The 17,367-nt window shown below is 38.1% G+C and carries 19 protein-coding genes and 1 tRNA gene; 11 read left to right on the top strand and 9 right to left on the bottom strand.

Features of this window, described 5'->3' with window-relative positions; translation table 11 throughout:
• The first annotated feature begins 72 nt into the window (after positions 1–72).
• Entirely contained in the window at positions 73–1,494 is a 1,422-nt protein-coding gene (gene rlmD, locus SKC36_RS02610) for a 23S rRNA (uracil(1939)-C(5))-methyltransferase RlmD (RefSeq protein ID WP_459452975.1), read from the top strand.
• Here rlmD and dnaB read toward each other — a convergent pair.
• Complete coding sequence (gene dnaB, locus SKC36_RS02605) at positions 1,491–3,080, bottom strand: replicative DNA helicase (RefSeq protein WP_459452974.1); 1,590 nt, start codon at positions 3,078–3,080, stop codon at positions 1,491–1,493. The two genes, rlmD and dnaB, sit on opposite strands and share 4 nt — an antisense overlap.
• A gap of 107 nt (positions 3,081–3,187) precedes the next feature.
• On the opposite strand from dnaB, the gene SKC36_RS02600 reads away from it, so the two are divergent.
• The 3 genes from SKC36_RS02600 to SKC36_RS02590 are packed head-to-tail and all read left to right on the top strand — an operon-like array spanning position 3,188 to position 5,513.
• On the top strand, positions 3,188–4,147 hold the full coding sequence (locus tag SKC36_RS02600; protein WP_459452973.1) for a PhoH family protein: 960 nt from the start codon (positions 3,188–3,190) through the stop codon (positions 4,145–4,147).
• 1 nt (position 4,148) lies between these two features.
• A complete protein-coding gene (locus tag SKC36_RS02595; RefSeq protein ID WP_459464418.1) occupies positions 4,149–4,586 on the top strand; it encodes a GNAT family N-acetyltransferase in 438 nt (145 codons plus the stop codon).
• 54 nt (positions 4,587–4,640) lie between these two features.
• Complete coding sequence (locus tag SKC36_RS02590; protein WP_459464416.1) at positions 4,641–5,513, top strand: pirin family protein; 873 nt, start codon at positions 4,641–4,643, stop codon at positions 5,511–5,513.
• 45 nt (positions 5,514–5,558) lie between these two features.
• Here SKC36_RS02590 and SKC36_RS02585 read toward each other — a convergent pair whose 3' ends face one another.
• Positions 5,559–5,933: a DUF3127 domain-containing protein gene (locus tag SKC36_RS02585; RefSeq protein ID WP_459452970.1), complete on the bottom strand. Its 375-nt coding sequence runs from the start codon at positions 5,931–5,933 to the stop codon at positions 5,559–5,561.
• Between the two features lie 76 nt (positions 5,934–6,009).
• On the opposite strand from SKC36_RS02585, the gene SKC36_RS02580 reads away from it, so the two are divergent.
• Both SKC36_RS02580 and trhO read left to right on the top strand, forming a co-directional pair.
• Positions 6,010–6,093, top strand: a tRNA-Leu gene (locus SKC36_RS02580).
• Positions 6,094–6,131: 38 nt separating this feature from the next.
• Positions 6,132–7,124: an oxygen-dependent tRNA uridine(34) hydroxylase TrhO gene (gene trhO / locus SKC36_RS02575; protein ID WP_459464414.1), complete on the top strand. Its 993-nt coding sequence runs from the start codon at positions 6,132–6,134 to the stop codon at positions 7,122–7,124.
• Here trhO and SKC36_RS02570 read toward each other — a convergent pair.
• Entirely contained in the window at positions 7,115–8,626 is a 1,512-nt protein-coding gene (locus SKC36_RS02570; RefSeq protein ID WP_459464412.1) for a serine hydrolase domain-containing protein, read from the bottom strand. The two genes, trhO and SKC36_RS02570, sit on opposite strands and share 10 nt — an antisense overlap.
• A gap of 6 nt (positions 8,627–8,632) precedes the next feature.
• On the bottom strand, positions 8,633–9,094 hold the full coding sequence (locus tag SKC36_RS02565; protein ID WP_459452967.1) for a hypothetical protein: 462 nt from the start codon (positions 9,092–9,094) through the stop codon (positions 8,633–8,635).
• A 50-nt stretch (positions 9,095–9,144) separates the two neighbouring features.
• Between SKC36_RS02565 and SKC36_RS02560 the strand changes: the two genes are divergently transcribed.
• The gene (locus SKC36_RS02560) at positions 9,145–10,023 is read left to right on the top strand and encodes a nucleoside phosphorylase (protein WP_459452966.1); all 879 of its coding nucleotides are present in this window, start codon (positions 9,145–9,147) and stop codon (positions 10,021–10,023) included.
• On the opposite strand, the gene SKC36_RS02555 is transcribed toward SKC36_RS02560, so the two are convergent.
• On the bottom strand, positions 10,004–10,489 hold the full coding sequence (locus SKC36_RS02555) for an N-acetyltransferase family protein (protein ID WP_459464410.1): 486 nt from the start codon (positions 10,487–10,489) through the stop codon (positions 10,004–10,006). The genes SKC36_RS02560 and SKC36_RS02555 overlap by 20 nt on opposite strands.
• Positions 10,490–10,539: 50 nt before the next feature.
• On the opposite strand from SKC36_RS02555, the gene surE reads away from it, so the two are divergent.
• Complete coding sequence (surE, locus tag SKC36_RS02550; RefSeq protein WP_459452964.1) at positions 10,540–11,322, top strand: 5'/3'-nucleotidase SurE; 783 nt, start codon at positions 10,540–10,542, stop codon at positions 11,320–11,322.
• Here surE and SKC36_RS02545 read toward each other — a convergent pair.
• On the bottom strand, positions 11,312–11,914 hold the full coding sequence (locus SKC36_RS02545; RefSeq protein WP_459464408.1) for an NUDIX domain-containing protein: 603 nt from the start codon (positions 11,912–11,914) through the stop codon (positions 11,312–11,314). The two genes, surE and SKC36_RS02545, sit on opposite strands and share 11 nt — an antisense overlap.
• Between SKC36_RS02545 and SKC36_RS02540 the strand changes: the two genes are divergently transcribed.
• On the top strand, positions 11,913–12,899 hold the full coding sequence (locus SKC36_RS02540; RefSeq protein WP_459452962.1) for a cation diffusion facilitator family transporter: 987 nt from the start codon (positions 11,913–11,915) through the stop codon (positions 12,897–12,899). The two genes, SKC36_RS02545 and SKC36_RS02540, sit on opposite strands and share 2 nt — an antisense overlap.
• Here the strand turns inward: SKC36_RS02540 and SKC36_RS02535 are convergent.
• Genes SKC36_RS02535 through SKC36_RS02525 form a run of 3 tightly spaced genes read right to left on the bottom strand, consistent with a single transcriptional unit; the run spans position 12,885 to position 14,669 of the window.
• Entirely contained in the window at positions 12,885–13,583 is a 699-nt protein-coding gene (locus SKC36_RS02535) for an SDR family NAD(P)-dependent oxidoreductase (protein WP_459464406.1), read from the bottom strand. The two genes, SKC36_RS02540 and SKC36_RS02535, sit on opposite strands and share 15 nt — an antisense overlap.
• The gene (gene folE, locus SKC36_RS02530) at positions 13,583–14,287 is read right to left on the bottom strand and encodes a GTP cyclohydrolase I FolE (protein ID WP_459452960.1); all 705 of its coding nucleotides are present in this window, start codon (positions 14,285–14,287) and stop codon (positions 13,583–13,585) included. The genes SKC36_RS02535 and folE overlap by 1 nt, the downstream gene beginning before the upstream one ends.
• Positions 14,247–14,669, bottom strand: coding sequence for a 6-pyruvoyl trahydropterin synthase family protein (locus tag SKC36_RS02525; RefSeq protein WP_459452959.1), 423 nt, complete (start codon positions 14,667–14,669; stop codon positions 14,247–14,249). The genes folE and SKC36_RS02525 overlap by 41 nt, the downstream gene beginning before the upstream one ends.
• Positions 14,670–14,748: 79 nt before the next feature.
• On the opposite strand from SKC36_RS02525, the gene SKC36_RS02520 reads away from it, so the two are divergent.
• A complete protein-coding gene (locus SKC36_RS02520; RefSeq protein WP_459464403.1) occupies positions 14,749–16,101 on the top strand; it encodes a Gfo/Idh/MocA family protein in 1,353 nt (450 codons plus the stop codon).
• A 6-nt stretch (positions 16,102–16,107) separates the two neighbouring features.
• A complete protein-coding gene (locus SKC36_RS02515) occupies positions 16,108–17,313 on the top strand; it encodes a sugar MFS transporter (RefSeq protein ID WP_459452957.1) in 1,206 nt (401 codons plus the stop codon).
• The last annotated feature ends 54 nt before the right edge of the window (positions 17,314–17,367 follow it).

Here is a 17,367-nt window from a genome sequence, read left to right as displayed (position 1 = left end):
AAAGTTAAGCTTTTATCCCATAATTGATTGACTAGCCAAATGAAAGCCCTATTTTTGTGCTAGAATTTAATTATGAGCGCCAGAAAATATAAAATCCCTCAAGTTTTAGAGCAAATTTCCATCCTTGATTTTGCTGCAGAAGCTAAATGTATTGCTAAAGTCAATGATGAAGTCATCTTCGTTCAAGGAACTGTTGCCCCAGGTGACATTGCCGATTTGCGTATACTCAAGTCCAAAAAGAAATTTAAACAAGCTCAGGCAATTAATATTCAAGCGCTCTCTCCTTTTAGAACAGCGTCTCCTTGCGAACATTTCGGCTTTTGTGGTGGCTGTAAATGGCAGCATGTTTCCTATGAAGCCCAATTATCGTTTAAACAGCGACAAGTAAAAGATAATTTAGAAAGAATTGCTAAAGTGAAACTCCCTGAATTTCAGCCCATTTTAGGCTCAGAGGAGGAATACTATTATCGAAATAAATTGGAATTCACATTTTCTTCTTCTCGTTGGCTTACCAACGAAGAAATAGGAAAAGAGGACTTAGGTTCCATGAATGCTTTAGGTTTTCACGTGCCAGGTCGTTTTGATAAAATCCTTCCTGTGGATCATTGTTATTTGCAACCAGATCCTTCCAATGCCATCCGAAACGGAGTACGTGATTTTGCTGAGGCCCATGGAATTTCATTTTATGAATTAAAAAATCAGCAAGAAGGCGCATTACGCAATTTAATTATTCGAAATGCGAGCTCAGGTGAATGGATGGTGGTAGTCCAATTTGCTTATGCTACTGAATCTGAGATTTCTTTAGTCATGAACTATTTGAAAGTGACATTCCCTATGATCACTTCATTGAATTATGTTGTCAACCAAAAAGGAAATGACACTTTTCATGATTTAGAAGTTATATGCTTCCATGGAAAACCATTTATCGAGGAACAAATGGAGGAATTACATTTTCAGATTGGTCCAAAATCCTTTTTTCAAACCAATGCCAAACAAGCGCTTCGATTATACCAATTGGTTCGTGAATATGCTGATTTACAAGGAGATGAATTAGTTTATGACCTATATACAGGTACTGGAACCATTGCTTTGTTTTTAGCCAAATTTGCGGCTAAAGTGGTTGGATTAGAGTATGTGGAAATGGCTGTAGAAGATGCCCGCATGAATGCTATTCAAAATAAAATTGATACAGCTTCTTTCTTTGCTGGTGATATGAAAAAGCTACTTACCCAAGAATTTATAGAACAACATGGTAAGCCTCAGGTCGTAATTACGGATCCACCAAGAGCTGGGATGGATGAAGATGTAGTGCGTCAACTTTTACAGGTTCGACCAGAAAAAATCGTTTATGTAAGCTGTAATCCAGCTACCCAAGCACGTGACATTGCATGGTTAGATGAGGCCTATGAGGTGGATGTGGTGCACCCAGTAGATATGTTTCCCCAAACCCACCATGTGGAAAACATCGTCCGTTTACGTTTAAGAAAAAATTAGAAAGGTTCGTTTAGCGGATCAAAGTCGGCTGGAGGCAAATTCATTTTGCTTCCTTTAAATACTGCGTCGCTATTTCCTTGTTCAAATTGAGAGGCTGTATCACCTAATTCACTTAAATTAAACACTCCGTTGCCATTTCCATCAGCAAATGGTTGAAAATCTAAGTCGCAGTATTTCGTGAACTTACCTATGAACTTCAACCATACATTTTCTAATGAACCAGAACGGTTTTTAGCCATGATGATCTCTCCCATCCCTGCAATGGAATTACCCTGCTCGTCAGTCGTTATACCATAGTATTCCGGACGATAGATAAACATAACCTGGTCAGCATCTTGCTCAATGGCTCCTGATTCACGAAGGTCAGAAAGTTGAGGTTTTTTATTGCCACCACGCGTTTCTGTTGAACGATTTAACTGTGACAAAGCAATGACTGGTACGTCTAATTCTTTCGCCAGTTGTTTTAAAGCACGAGAGATTTGAGCAATTTCTTGTTCACGGTTACCACTTGCCCCTTTCCCAGAGGTATCACCTGTCATTAATTGTAAGTAGTCAATCACAATCAGCTCAATGTTTTTCTGAGCTTTCAAACGACGGCATTTGGCCCTTAATTCCAAAATGGATAAGGCGGGCGTATCGTCAATATAGATAGGTGCTTGAAATAATTTATCAATCTTGGTATGCAATTGTTGCCATTCATGTGGCTCCAATTTCCCTTTTCTTATCTTTTCAGCTTCAATCTCCGCTTCGGCAGATACAATACGATTCACCAATTGTATGGAACTCATCTCCAGCGAGAACAAGGCTACAGCATGACCAAAGTCTAGGGCTGCATTTCTACAAGCTGAAACCACAAAGGCGGTTTTTCCCATACCTGGACGAGCCGCAATGATGATTAATTCCTGTTTTTGCCAACCTGAGGTATGACGGTCTAATTCAGTAAAACCAGATGGAATTCCAGTCAGTCCACTTTTTTGCTTTTGTTTCTTCTCTAATTCATCAATGGCCTTCTTTAGAATGTCCGACATACTCTCGTAATTCTTTCGAATATTAGATTCGGCAATGGAAAACAATTCTTGTTCCATTCGATCCAAAATTTGAAATACGTCGGTGGTATCCTCATAAGCCAATCGCTGAATTTCTGAGGATACATGAATCAATTGGCGTTTGATGTATTGCTCAATGATAATCCTAGCGTGAAATTCAACGTTCGAGGTTGAACTTACTCGAGATGTTAATTGGGCTAAATAACTCGTGCCTCCTGCTTTCTCTAGATCTCCGTTTATTTTGAGGTAATTGTTGACTGTTAGTAAGTCGACAGGTTGAGAAGCTTGAAACAAACCTTGAATGGCCTGAAATATTTTTTGGTGAGCCTCTTTATAAAAGGTTTCAGGTTTTAATAATTCAATAACATTGGCCAAGGGTTCCTTTTCCAACATCAATGCTCCCAGCAAAGCTTCTTCTAGCTCAGGCGCTTGTGGAGGAAGCTTTCCTAAGCCTAAATCACTTAATCGTGCTGGTTGATTCGTACGATTATAGCCAGAATTTGCTTTTTTAGAAATTGATGAGGGATTGTTTGATTCCATAGACTACAATTTTACAATATTTTGATAAAAATATCATTCTAATCAGCCGATTAAATTTCAATTATTCTCTATTTTAGTAAATATTTTTCACCTTAACTTTTTCATACTTGTTAGAAAAAATTATTGCCTTAACGGATGTGTCTCTGGTAGATTTTCTCGGAGTCTCAAATTCCAACTTAACCTTATTGACAGAAGCTTTTCCTCAGACCAAAATCATTGCTCGCGGAGATCAAATTACGGTTCGTGGTTCAGATGATCAAATTTCTTTGGTAGAGGCCATTGTCAATCAATGTATCAAGCATTTAGAAAAACATAGTTCTTTGTCGGCCAACCACATGAAGGCCTACATTGATTTGATCTTAAATCCCACCGGAGAGGAAAATGAAACTCCATGGGTGGAAGATAAAGACGTGTTGCTTTTTGGGACCAAAGGTTTAGTCATTAAAGTCAAAACCCCCAATCAACGAAAATTAGTAGAAGCAGCTAGTAAAAATGATATTGTTTTTGCGATTGGCCCTGCGGGAACCGGTAAGACATATACGGCAGTGGCTTTAGCTGTCAAAGCGCTCAAAAACAAAGAAGTCAAAAAGATTATCATCACCAGGCCTGCGGTAGAAGCAGGAGAAAATCTGGGTTTTTTACCTGGAGATTTAAAGGAAAAAATTGACCCTTATTTACGTCCAATTTACGATGCATTGGAAGATATGATTCCTGCAGAGAAATTGAAATTTTATATTGAGAATCGAACCATTGAAATAGCTCCTTTGGCCTATATGCGTGGTCGTACCTTGAATAAAGCATTCATTTTATTGGATGAGGCGCAGAATACCACTTCCATGCAGATGAAAATGTTTTTAACTCGTATGGGTATTCAATCAAAGACTATCATAACAGGTGATAAATCTCAAGTGGATTTACCTAAAAACCAGGTTTCAGGATTGGGGGAAGCAGCACATATATTAAAAGGTATAGCAGGGATATCATTTGTTGAATTAGACGGTTCTGACGTCGTTCGTCACCGCTTAGTTCGTGAAATCATTGAGGCCTACGGAAAACAAGAAAAATAAGATGGTTGAAATTATTCAAGCCAAATCACTAGAGGAAATTCACCAGGTTTTTGATATTAGAATCCAAGTATTTGTTGTAGAACAAGCTTGTTTGCCCTCAGAAGAATTTGATGAATTGGATGCACAAGCCCAACATTACCTACTTCTGGAGGATGGAAAACCTGCGGCTACAGGCCGTTTTCGTAAAACCGAAAAAGGAATCAAAGTCGAGCGAATTGCCACTTTGGCAGATGCTCGTGGTAAAGGATTTGCCAGTCAAATGGTTCGGCATATCCTGCAAGAAGCTCGAAATACTTATCCTGAGTGCACTTATTTCTATTTACATTCCCAACAAACTGTCATGCCCTTGTACGCAAGTTTAGGATTTGTTCCTTATGGTGAAACTTTTATAGAGGCAGATATTGTTCATCAAGCAATGGCTCTGATAATAAGTGATTAGTTCTTATGGTTTTGTGATTAGTGGTAGGTTTTTTCTCCAAATATAAAGATGAGTATGACAAAGAAAGTCGAATTAATATACCCTCCCGGAGAGGTACATTTTGTAGGTGATGGATTTAGAGTGCATAATTTTATTCCAAGCCGCTACGGTCTGGATATGCAACGAATGAGTCCTTTTATCATGTTGGATTATGGTTCCAAACATTACTTCTCTCCTTCTGCTGAAGCAAGAGGCGTAGGAGTTCATCCCCACCGAGGTTTTGAAACTGTAACCATAGCTTATAAAGGTCGTGTAGCTCACCATGATAGTAGTGGTGGCGGAGGAATCATCGGGGAAGGTGATGTGCAATGGATGACAGCAGCTTCAGGAGTATTACACAAAGAATACCATGAAGAAAGTTTTAGTGCTGAAGGAGGTGATTTTCAAATGGTACAGTTATGGGTGAATTTACCTGCCAAAGACAAGATGTCAACACCTAAATATCAGGCTATTTCGAATCAACAAATCACCAAGGTTGATTTAGGAGAAAATGTTGGCCTAGTTGAAGTTATAGCAGGTGAATACCAAGGTCATAAGGGCCCATCATCTACATTTACTCCAGTCAATATGTTGAATGCAAAACTGAAAGCAGGTGCTCAAGCGAGTTTCTCCTTTCCTGCAACCTATAACACTTGTTTATTAGTCATTGAAGGAAGTATCACCATCAATGGAACGGAAGAAGCCGAATTAGATCATTTGGCCTTGATGGAAAATGAAGGAGAAGAATTTAGTTTGGAAGCTAAAGAAGATAGTATTGTTTTGATTCTAAGCGGAGAACCTATTCATGAATCTATCGCAGCCCATGGACCTTTTGTTATGAATACTCGTCAAGAAATCATGCAAGCTTTCCATGATTTTAATTCAGGAAAATTTGGGTTTTTGGATTAGAGACCTAGCCATGCTAGGTCTCTATGATGTTATGCCAATTGATTTTTAAAAAGGAAGGTCATCTCCAGATTCAGCTTCCAATGGAGGAAACTGATAGCCACCACCAGCTGAAGGAGCTACATTAGGAGGAACTGACGGAGCCGACCCAGAACGATCTAAGCGATAAGCTCTTATTTCTGTATACCAGCGATCATTATATTCTCTAGATTCTACATTGAATTGTACTTTCACTATTTCACCTTCTTGTACCGGAGCTAAATCTTGAGTCTTGTCACCCCAGACCGACATACATACTTTTTTAGGGTATTGATCTTGAGTTTCAATAACAAATTCTTGCTTAATCCAATTGGTTCCATTGCGTCCTGTACCGGTTACCTCAGGAAGTTTTTTAATTAATTTTCCGCTGATTTCTAAAGCCATTCTGTTTATTCAGATTTGATGAAAACTTGATTTCCTTGCAAGTAAGCAAATATTTGGTAATTTTGCTAACCATTTTGGCGATGTGGTGGAATTGGTAGACACGCTACTTTGAGGTGGTAGTGCCGTTTTAGGTATGGGAGTTCGAATCTCCCCATCGTCACTTATTTTTTTATTCATAATCTGTAAATCATGTTGAAGATGAAACCTTACAGTGTGTTGCTTTACTATAACTACACCCCTGTGCCAGATCCTGAGGCTTATCGGGAAAAACATCACCTTTTTTGTATTGAAAACAATATCCTGGGCCGCATAATTGTAGCATCAGAAGGATTGAATGGTGCCGTCTCAGGCCTCAAAGAAGATTGTGAAAAATACATGAGGTGGCTGGAAAGTGATCCTATTTTTCAGGGTACTGACTTTGACTTTAAAATTGAAGAATTTGATCAGCATACGTTCAATAAATTACATGTACGTGTCAAAAAGGAAATAGTTCATTCTGACTTGCCTGTAAATCCATTAGAAAGGACTGGAAAGCATTTGAAGCCCAAGGAATTCAAAGAATTACTTAAAAACGATCCCAATGTAGTTTTAGTGGATATGCGTTCAAATTATGAACATGAATTAGGTCGTTTCAAAGGTGCTTACACTTTTGATATGGAAAACCTTCGTGACCTACCGGAACATGTACATGAAATTGAACATCTAAAGGATAAAAAAGTCATAACCTATTGTACAGGAGGTATTAAGTGCGAAAAAGCCTCTGCCTATTTATTGGAGAAAGGTTTTAAAGATGTGTACCAATTGCACGGAGGAATTATAAAGTATGGATTAGAAGAAGGTGGAGAGGATTTTGACGGTTCTTGTTATGTATTCGATAGTCGGGTAGCTACGCCTGTAAATCGTGTAAATCCAATGGTTATTTCCAAATGCCATGTATGCCAAGAACCTTCTGATCACATGGTAAACTGTGCTAATCCAGAATGTAATGAGCATTTAGCTATTTGCCCAGCATGTTTGAAGGAAATGGATGGGGCCTGTTCGCCTGAATGTAAAGATCATCCTAGAAAGCGGCCTTACAATGAAAAAGGATATTATTCCAAACAATCGGTAGGCTACTCTCCTATTCTTGGATTTAAGTCTTTCAGCAGAAATGCCAAAATTGAAGAAAAACAAAAAAAGGCTCATTCTTGAGCCTTTTTTATTTCATATAAGTGAAATTCTTGAATGAGTGCTGGGTTTTCAGGACTGAGTGTGAAACTAACCTCTAAATCCCCTTTTTCTCCTTCGATTCTGAATTTTCCTCTTAATTGGTTCTCAGGTACCATTTCATGTACTTTTTTTATTTTTCCAATTTTGCCAAATAAAGTTTCAGCCTCTTTTTTCAAAACAGGGATGAAATAATCTGAGAAAAAGTTAACGGCAAATAAGCCGCTTGATTCCGCTTGATTCCAGTGTGGCAATAATTGCATTATTTCACTTTGTCTTTGCTTCAAAATCGCCGAAATAGGTAAATCACGCTTGGGTAATGCCTTAGAATTAATCAAAGAATCAATAATTTTCAAGTTGATTCTGCCCATATTGGCATACGTCAAATTGCTGAAGGAAATAATGCCAAGTTGATAGTCAGGGAAAATTCGCCAATTACTCCCAAATCCTGGTAATCCGCCTGAATGTGATACCGAGGTTCTATTGGCATAATCTTTTGAAAAGCTTAAACCATAGGCATAGGCACTAAAGTTTAACCCTACCTGTCCGTTGGGGTATTTTTGTTGGGCATTCACTCCAATGAAATTCCACGGGAAATGCATTTCTCTCACAGAAGATCGCTTGATTGGTCCCGTTTCAGGGTCATTTCTTTCTGGCCAAGCAGATAAGTGAAAGGCTACATATCGACTAAAATCCTCCATGCTTGTAATTAAACCTCCCATGGCCCCATAAGCTCCGTCGTGTTCCAAAGGTTGCTCTACCCATGTGTCATTGATCCATCGATATCCTAATGCTAATTTGTTTTTAGGTATATCAGCATATTCCCAATAGGTGTCATTCATGCCTAAGGGCTTCAAGATTTGCTCTTTAATATAAATTTGATAGGGTTTTCCGCTTACTTTTTTTATGATGCTACCTAACAAAGCAAATCCCATATTGCTATATTCAAAACTTACCCCAGGGTTAGTTGAAAAAGAAATACCTTTGCTAAGCATCTCAGAAAAGGCTTTTTCAGAAATGCCCAATTGTCTATCGCCCCAGGGATTATCTTCTGGAAAGCCCGCTGCATGGGTCATTAAATGCCGAATGCTTATCTCTGGAGCATCTTGAGTCACATATCGTTGATTTTTTAATTCTGGAATGTAATGATGGGCCGGTTCATCCAATTGCAATTTCCCTTCATCACGTAACTTCAAAATGGCCATGGTTGTAAAACTTTTGGTCATAGAAGCTATTCGGTAATCCATCTGAGTACTTGCTGGAATTTTTTCCTTCAAATTGGCAAGTCCTATCGAATGGCTATGTATCAATTTGCCTTGATAAACTATTCCGTAAACCACACTAGGTAATTTTTCTTGCTCCGCATATTGTTTAAATAACTGGTCAATTGTTGGAATAAATGCTTTGATTTTTTCCTCTGAACCTTGTCCCCAAGCGATTTGAACACATAATGAAAGTAGGATAATACTTGAAAGTCTTTTCATCATGTTGAATTAATAAATGCCTTGAATGTGAATTTTTTGATCTCTTAAATAGATAAACTCCCCTACTTTCTTTCCTAAAAATAGGCTACCAATGGGTGATTCCGGTGAAATAACAAAATAGTCTGCCTGGTCAAAGGTCATTTTTCCAATACCCACCAACATATAATAAATTCCCTTGTCTGTTTCAATGATCGCTCCCTTATCAATGTTTTCATAATTTCGATGCAAGGGTATATGCTGGATAATTTGGAGTAAATGATTGTTTTGATCCATCAAAGCTGAGCATTTATCCATTTCTCTTTGCATCATTTCTCTACCCGTTTCATACTTGTCCCCAGCAGAACTCTTGGTGTCCGAATCCCGGGATTCCTTTGCTTGAGCATAGGCTAATTGAGCCTCTTGGATATTTTGTTCCAAACGCTGTATAACTTCTTGATAAATTTGAGATTTAATGCTTACCCAATCGCGCATATCCTTGATGTTCCAATGATTCTTTTGGGAAATTATCAATAAATTTGCTCATGACCTATTTCTCACCGACCGACTTGATTATAAATCCTGATGGAAGTTCTTACCATTTGAACATTCGTCCCGAGCAACTAAGTGATACCATTTTCATGGTAGGAGATCCTGAACGGGTTGAAAAAGTATCCTGTCATTTTGACCGTATTCATACCAAAATCCATAAACGGGAGTTTATCAGCCATTTTGGAGAATTGGCCGGAAAGCCAATTGGAGTTCTTTCTAGTGGTATTGGGGCTGATAATGTTGAGATAGTCATGAATGAATTAGACGCTTTGGCTAACATTGATTTTTCAACTAGACAAGAAAAAAAGGAAAAGCGTTCTTTGAATCTGATTCGAATGGGTACTTCTGGTTCCATTCAAGAAGACATTCCTGTAGATTCGGTTTTAATTTCTCAGGCGGCTATCGGTTTCGATAATTTGGCTCAATTTTATGATTTTAATTCAGATAAAAGCTTATCCCAGGCCGATTTACAACACTTTTGTCAGCAAATAGCTTACCCTCTACCCATTTATGGCGCGGCAGCGTCTGAAACACTATTGAATTTGTTTTCGCAGGATTCTTATTTTAAAGAAGCATATCGAGGTATAACACTAACTGCGCCTGGTTTTTATGCTCCGCAAGGACGTACTGTCCGTATGGAATCCATTTTACCCAATTTCCTGCAAGATTGCTCAGAAGCGTTTCTTGGTCCTGCTAAAATCACCAATATTGAGATGGAAACATCGGCATATTATGCTTTTTCTGGGGTTTTAGGACATGAAATGATTTCAATCAATGCTATTTTGGCAAATCGTAAAACGCATCAATTTTCACAAAATCCTGAAAAACAAATTACTCAATTGATTGAAAGAGCTATAGCACTCTTTTCATAATGTAATCATTCATGTAATAGCCCTCTCCTACGTGCAAATCAATTTCTTGGTCGATTTGAAACCCTCTTTTTATATAAAATTGAACGGATGAATTGTGGCGATTGACGTTTAATAGTAATTCCTTTTGGCCATTTTCATGCGCAAATTTGGCCACGAATTCCAGTAAGTAGGTTCCTGCGCCTTTACTTTTTTGTTGAGGCCTCAAATAGATTTTATGCAGCTTACCTTCATTTTCATTGACTGCCTCATAAGCAGCAAAACCAATGGCTCCCTCCTCCGTTTCTAACATAAAAAAATGGACATTCCCTTCCATTTGATTGCTTAAAACATCAGTTCGATACATCATGTCCAACATGTAGACACATTGCTCTTCACTCAAAATAGCACCATAGGTTGGCCGCCAAGCTTGAGCAGCTATTTCTTGTATGGTCAGAATATCAATTATTTCAGCTTTTCGGATTTGCATCGTGCAAAATTAAGGGAGCAAATTTGTAAATTCGTTAAAATTAATAAAATATGAGTCAAGAGAAACCACTTATTCTAATAGCTAATGATGATTCCATACATTCCAAAGGAATCAAAGTATTAACTGAGATTATGTCAGAGATTGGTGAAGTAGTGGTTGTGGCACCTGATAGCCATCAATCTGGCATGGGCCATGCCATCACTATGGGAACTCCTATTCGTGTGACAAAGACGGAAACTTTTGGTCCAAATATTCAATCTTATAAATGTTCTGGTACCCCTGCCGACTGTGTTAAGTTTGGTAAACACTATATTTTAAAAGGAAGAAAGATAGATTTGATGGTTTCTGGGATCAATCATGGATCCAATGCTTCCATATCAGTTTTGTATTCTGGCACCATGTCAGCAGCTATTGAGGCGGCTATGGAAGGAATTCCTGCCATTGGATTTTCTCTTTGTGATTATGCGGGTGATGCTGATTTTAGTCACTGCCATGATTTAATCATCAAAATAGCTCAGCAAGTATTAGCGCATGGTTTACATGAAGGCTTAACCTTAAATGTTAATTTCCCCGCCAAAACAGATGCTCCTATTCAAGGAATTCGGGTTGCTAGACAAGCCAAAGCTGTCTATCGCGAGTTTTTTGAAGAGCGAAAAGATCCTTATGGCCAACCCTATTTCTGGATGGATGGCTTTTTACATAATGAAGATCAAAACAATGGAACGGATTTAGATTGGCTGTCAGAAAATTATGCTACAGTTGTACCCGTTAAGTATGATTTGACTGATTATCAGGCTTTAGAAGAAATGAAACATTGGGATTTTACGATATAAGGGCTTTAACTTTTAGTATGGTTAATAGGCTTAATGCATCTTGAATTTCCCCATTTTCTGCCATTTGAAAGACCTCATGAACAGGAAGTTTCTTAATTTTTAAAGATTCTGTTTCTTCGGGTGCTGCAACTCCCATCTGTAGACCCTGAGCTAAAAACATGTACGCTTTTTCATCTGTGACCGAGTTGGATAGGTAACAAGTCCCCAATTCTTTCCAGTCTGTTGCTTTAAATCCTGTCTCTTCTTCTAATTCCCTTTTGGCAGCCTCTAATGGTATTTCTCCATCTTGAATGAGACAGCCACCTTCCGGTAACTCCCATGAATATTCGTCCAAAGTATAGCGAAATTGCCCTACCAAATAGGTATTTCCCTCTTGATCTATTGGAAAAACAGAAACGGCCGTATTTTTAAAATGTACGAGGCCATATATCCCTGCTTTATTGGATGGATTAATGACTTCATGATGTTCTATTCGAATCCAAGGATTATCATACACGGTATGCTTAGATAGTGTTTTCCAAGGCTTATCTTGTTCTTTCATTCCGTAAAAATAAGAGGAATTGATGTATCTTTGTGCATAATTTCTTCCCATGAAACAGCGGCTGCTGCTTATTACGTTTTCGGTCAGTGTCCTGATTTTAATTGGGAAGTTTTATGCCTATTACCTTAGTGGTTCCACGACCTTATTAACCGATGCCCTTGAATCCATCATTAATGTTGTCGCTGGTGCATTTGCCTTTTATTCGGTGTATTTGGCGTCTTTACCTAAGGACTTAAATCATCCTTATGGACACGGTAAAATTGAGTTTTTTGCCTCTGGATTAGAAGGTGTTTTGATTTTACTGGCTTCAGCCTATATTTTCCTTCATGCCTCGCAGCATCTTTTGACTAAGCAAGAAATAAAAAGTTTAGACTTGGGTATGGCCATTTCATTAGCTTCCTCAGCTTTGAATGGCATCATGGGGTATTTCTTGATTCAATCAGGTAAAAAAGAACATTCTCCTACCATGGTTGCTGATGGGAAACATTTAAGATTAGATGCTTATAATAGTTTATTGGTCGTATTAGCCTTGGCAATCACCTATTTTACCAATTGGCTTTGGGTCGACTCGGCTGCTTCTATCTTATTCGCAATTTTTATGTGTTGGCAAGGTATCCACCTTATTCGAACCTCGGTGGCTGCATTGATGGATGAAACCAATCCTAAGGTTTTTCGAATGGTAATTGAATGGATTACTAAAAACCAGCGCGATGAGTGGATTGATTTACATAATTTACGCGTGCAACAATATGGTGGAGATTTACATATTGACTGTCACTTAACTCTTCCCCGATATTGGGATTTACATCACGTTCACGAAGAAATTCATGCTTTTGAAGGTACCTTGTCTCAGGTTTTACCTACCCACATTGAAATTTTCGTGCACGCTGATCCATGCTTGGATGAGTGCTGTGCCCACTGTCAAATAGCAGATTGCCCTATCCGAGCTCATGCTTTTCAAGAAAAAATTGAATGGAACAATGTCAATTTAGCTTTAAACCAAAAGCATTTTTTAGAACAATTAAACCGTTCTTAAGCTTCCAATTCCTCCGTCAACACCTATTATTTGTCCTGTAATCCAAGAGTTTTCTGGTTTTAACAAGAATACCCCCAAATTAGCTACATCTTCGGCTTGTCCAACCCTACCTAGTGGATGACGTTTTCCTCCAGCCTCTACTTTCTCTGGAGTACTCAACAGGTTTTGAGCCAATGGTGTTTGCGTCAAGGATGGTGCAATGGCGTTAACACGAATTTTGAAGCTACTTAATTCTGCTGCTAAAGATCGAGTAAGACCCTCAATAGCGCCTTTTGAACTGGCTATAGATGCGTGAAAGCCCATACCCGTTTGTACTGCAACAGTACTGAACATGACTATGGAAGCACTTTCAGATTGTTTTAATGAAGGTAAAATGGCTTGAATTACCCGAACGGCTCCTAATACATTGATTTTAAAATCTAATTCAAAATCTGCTGTACTTAGTCGATGAAAAGGTTTTAAGACAATACTACCTGGGCAATAAGCCAGACCGTCGATAGGCCCTTGAATAGAAGCGAATACGCTATCATCTTCTTGGAGTGCATCCCATGTATAATTTTCAAGGCCTGGTAAATTAGATGCTTTTCTAGAAAAATTAAGTACACGATGACCAGCAGCACTCAATTGCTCGGCTATGGAGTAACCAATCCCTTGGCTAGCTCCTACTACAACATAGACTCCCATTATACCGACTGAATACTACCTAAAAATTCTTTTTTAGTAGCCTCTTCTTGAAATTTACCTCCGTAAAAAGAGGTTATAGTTGATGTAGCATCGTCTTTTACACCTCTAGATGAAACACATAAATGTTTAGCATCAATGTAAATGGCAACATGTTCTGTCTCCAACACTTTTTGCAAATGTTTGGCAATTTGCATCGTCAAGCGCTCCTGAACTTGGGGTCTTTTGGCATAATATTGAACGATACGGTTCAATTTCGATAAACCAATTACCTTACCCGAAGAAACATAAGCAATATGCGTTTTACCAACTATAGGTACAAAATGGTGCTCACAATTTGAGTAAAAACTGATATTTTTCTCAATAAGCATTTCATTGTAGCCGAATTTGTTTTCAAATAAAGCTACCTGAGGCTCATTCTTTGGATTTAAACCACTGAAAATTTCCTCTATATACATTTTAGCTACTCGCTTGGGTGTACCTTTTAAGGAGTCATCCGATAGGTCTAAACCTAAAGTCAACATGATTTCTCTGAAATGACCTTCAATTTTTTGGATTTTTTCTGCATCAGAAAGATCAAATGCATCCGATCTCATAGGCGTTTCTATCGAAGTCGCTATGTGATTATCCCCAATCTCATCATCTGTGAAATGGAAATTTTCCGTATCAATGAGCAGGGAATTCAACAAAATTTCTTTCTGTTTCATATAATCTAATTTTTAAGTCAAGGTTGGTGGCCAGTTCAGCTCTAATTTTTTGATAAATAATATAAGCAATGTTTTCAGCCGTAGGGTTCAAATGGGCAAATTCAGGAACATCCAAATTTAAATTCTTGTGATCGAATTTCTTGATAATTTCCCTTTGAACTAGATTGGAAACTTCTTTCATATCTATCACATAACCCGTTTCAGGATTAATTGTTCCAGTAATTTGCACAATTAATTCATAATTGTGTCCATGGAAATTTGGATTATTGCACAAACCAAACACTTCTTGGTTCTTTTCATCTGTCCAATTGGCATTATATAATCGATGGGCAGCATTGAAATGCTCTTTCCTAAATACACTTACACGGGGAAGCTCTATCATTTTTTTAAATTGGATATAAATTTACAGCCATATTTTGATTAAATTTCAATTTCATTTTCTAAAAACCGTTTAACTATTTATGAAAAGGCGAAACTTTATTTCTAAATCGCTGCTATATACGTCGTCTGCTGCCCTATTTCCAACTATTTTAAAAGGCATACCAACAGAACAAACAAAAGTGCGTTTAGGTTTCATTGGTGTTGGACTTCGAGGAAGAAATCATCTGGAAATGGCAATGTACCGTCCCGATGTTGAAATAGTAGCTATCTGTGATATTGATCCCAAAGCCATACAGATTTCACAAAAAATGATTCGTGATAAAGGCCGCCCAGAAGCAGCTGTTTATCAAAAAGGTGATCATGATTTTGAAAACTTAGTTAAACGAAATGATATCGATGGTGTCATTATTGCTACTCCTTGGGAATGGCACGTACCTATGGCCTTAGCCTCCATGAAGGAAGGAAAATATACGGGAGTCGAAGTCTCTGCTACCGTAACTTTGAAAGAATCATGGGATTTGGTGAATATGTATGAAAAAACAGGAGCCCATTGCATGATTTTGGAGAATGTTTGTTATCGAAGAGATGTATTGGCCGTTTTGAATATGGTTCGTCAAGGTATGTTTGGGGACTTAACCCATGTTCAATGTGGTTACCAGCATGATCTAAGAGAAGTTAAATTTAATGATGGGGTCAAAGCCTATGGCGGTGGAGTTGAATTCGGGGCTAAAGGTTTTTCGGAAGCTAAATGGAGAACCCAACACTCGATTGATCGCAATGGTGATATATACCCTACGCATGGTTTAGGTCCTGTGGCTGAGATGCTCAATATCAATCGCGGAAATCAATTTTTACATTTAACATCCATGGCTAGTCCAGCCTTGGGTTTACATAAATATGTGGTGGATAAAGGAGGGAAAGATCATCCTAATGCCAAGGTTAAGTTTAAATTGGGTGACGTAGTGACTACCTTAATTAAATGTGCGAATGGAGAAACCATCATGATTTCTCATGATACCAATTCGCCGAGACCTTATTCTTTAGGATTCCGTGTGCAAGGAACTAATGGTTTATGGATGGATGATAATAAATCGATTTATTTAGAAGGTGTTTCTTCCAAGGCACATAGTTGGGAACCGTTTAAACCTTACCAAGAGAAATACGATCATCCACTATGGAAAGCTCATGCCCAAGATGCTGAAAATGCAGGTCATGGTGGTATTGATTATTTCGTTTTAAGAGCTTTTATCGAGTCCATTAAAAATAAAGTAGCCCCTCCTATCGACGTTTATGATGCAGCTGCTTGGTCAGCTATTTCTCCACTTTCAGAAGAATCCATTGCCAAAGGATCGGCCCCTATTAAAATACCTGATTTCACTCGTGGAAAATGGAAAACGAATCAACCTATTTTTGCTTTACATGATAACTATTAAACCTTTATGACAACTACAAACAAACCTACCAACACCTCTGCTGCGCTATTAATCATCGGAATACTCTTTTTTGTATTTGGATTTGTGACATGGGTAAACTCCGTATTAATTGCTTTTTTCAAAGCAGCTTTTGACTTAAATAATTTTGAATCATTATTAGTTACCTCTGCGTTTTTTATTTCCTATTTTGTCATGGCTATTCCTTCTTCTTGGGTTTTAGCAAAAACAGGATTTAAAAATGGTATGTCCTTAGGTTTGATGGTCATGGCTGTAGGAACTATTTTGTTTGTTCCTGCTGCTCAAATGTCTAATTACCCCATGTTTCTTTTAGGACTATTCGTTATTGGTACAGGTTTAGCCCTTTTACAAACAGCTTCCAATCCTTATGTAACCATCTTAGGATCACCTGATTCCGCAGCCAAGCGTATTTCTGTAATGGGAATTTGTAATAAAGTGGCTGGTATTTTAAGTCAATTTATTTTTGGAGGTTTATTATTATCATCCACCACAGATGCCAAAGATTTAAGTATTGTGGTGACTCCTTATTTAATTATGACGGGAGTTTTGGTAGGATTAGCTTTATTGGTTCGCTTTTCTACCTTGCCCGAAGTGGAAGCAGAAGAAAGTGAAGAAGCTGCTTCAGTGCAACACGCTAGCGTTTGGGCTTATCCCAATTTAGTATTAGGTCTGGTAGCATTCTTTTTATATGTGGGTGTGGAAGTAATGGCAGGTGATACCATCATCAATTACGGTGTATCGCAAGGTATAGATATGGAAGTAGCTAAAACCTTTACCACATATACATTGTATGGTATGTTGGCAGGGTATGTAGTGGGTATCTTATTCATTCCTAAAGTTTTGTCTCAACAAAAAGCCTTGAATTACTCTGCCATTTTAGGGGTTGTGTTTTCATTAGGAACAGTTCTATTAGATGGTTATTATTCAGTGATGTGTCTGGCACTTTTAGGCTTAGCGAATGCTTTGATGTGGCCTGCATTATGGCCTTTAGCTATTAATGGTTTAGGTAAATTCACCAAATTAGGCTCTGCGTTGATTATTATGATGATTTCTGGTGGGGCTTTGATTCCATTATTGTATGGAGATATTGCCGATAGAATCCAAGATACCCAATTGGCTTATGTCATTATGGTTCCTTGTTACTTGTTTATTCTATTTTACGCAACAATCGGTCACAAAAAGAGTTCTTGGTAATAACATGAATGAAAAAGAGCCTCATCTTATTTTCATGAGATGAGGCTTTTTGTT

The sequence above is a fragment of the Aquirufa sp. OSTEICH-129A genome (assembly GCF_054558355.1).
The sequence above is the reverse complement of the archived record's forward strand: the minus strand, read 5'-3'. Positions and strand labels throughout refer to the sequence as shown.

What these genes read in the sequence shown, in the direction of transcription:
- SKC36_RS02515 (WP_459452957.1), top strand. Translation starts at nt 16,108, where the DNA reads ATGACAACTACAAACAAACCTACCAACACCTCTGCTGCGCTATTAATC.
- SKC36_RS02585 (WP_459452970.1), bottom strand. Translation starts at nt 5,933, where the DNA reads ATGGCTTTAGAAATCAGCGGAAAATTAATTAAAAAACTTCCTGAGGTA.
- SKC36_RS02535 (WP_459464406.1), bottom strand. Translation starts at nt 13,583, where the DNA reads ATGGGAGTCTATGTTGTAGTAGGAGCTAGCCAAGGGATTGGTTACTCC.
- folE (WP_459452960.1), bottom strand. Translation starts at nt 14,287, where the DNA reads ATGAAACAGAAAGAAATTTTGTTGAATTCCCTGCTCATTGATACGGAA.
- rlmD (WP_459452975.1), top strand. Translation starts at nt 73, where the DNA reads ATGAGCGCCAGAAAATATAAAATCCCTCAAGTTTTAGAGCAAATTTCC.
- SKC36_RS02570 (WP_459464412.1), bottom strand. Translation starts at nt 8,626, where the DNA reads ATGATGAAAAGACTTTCAAGTATTATCCTACTTTCATTATGTGTTCAA.
- SKC36_RS02565 (WP_459452967.1), bottom strand. Translation starts at nt 9,094, where the DNA reads ATGCGCGATTGGGTAAGCATTAAATCTCAAATTTATCAAGAAGTTATA.
- SKC36_RS02555 (WP_459464410.1), bottom strand. Translation starts at nt 10,489, where the DNA reads ATGCAAATCCGAAAAGCTGAAATAATTGATATTCTGACCATACAAGAA.
- trhO (WP_459464414.1), top strand. Translation starts at nt 6,132, where the DNA reads ATGAAACCTTACAGTGTGTTGCTTTACTATAACTACACCCCTGTGCCA.
- SKC36_RS02525 (WP_459452959.1), bottom strand. Translation starts at nt 14,669, where the DNA reads ATGATAGAGCTTCCCCGTGTAAGTGTATTTAGGAAAGAGCATTTCAAT.
- SKC36_RS02520 (WP_459464403.1), top strand. Translation starts at nt 14,749, where the DNA reads ATGAAAAGGCGAAACTTTATTTCTAAATCGCTGCTATATACGTCGTCT.
- SKC36_RS02595 (WP_459464418.1), top strand. Translation starts at nt 4,149, where the DNA reads ATGGTTGAAATTATTCAAGCCAAATCACTAGAGGAAATTCACCAGGTT.
- SKC36_RS02590 (WP_459464416.1), top strand. Translation starts at nt 4,641, where the DNA reads ATGACAAAGAAAGTCGAATTAATATACCCTCCCGGAGAGGTACATTTT.
- surE (WP_459452964.1), top strand. Translation starts at nt 10,540, where the DNA reads ATGAGTCAAGAGAAACCACTTATTCTAATAGCTAATGATGATTCCATA.
- SKC36_RS02540 (WP_459452962.1), top strand. Translation starts at nt 11,913, where the DNA reads ATGAAACAGCGGCTGCTGCTTATTACGTTTTCGGTCAGTGTCCTGATT.
- SKC36_RS02545 (WP_459464408.1), bottom strand. Translation starts at nt 11,914, where the DNA reads ATGGGAAGAAATTATGCACAAAGATACATCAATTCCTCTTATTTTTAC.
- SKC36_RS02560 (WP_459452966.1), top strand. Translation starts at nt 9,145, where the DNA reads ATGACCTATTTCTCACCGACCGACTTGATTATAAATCCTGATGGAAGT.
- dnaB (WP_459452974.1), bottom strand. Translation starts at nt 3,080, where the DNA reads ATGGAATCAAACAATCCCTCATCAATTTCTAAAAAAGCAAATTCTGGC.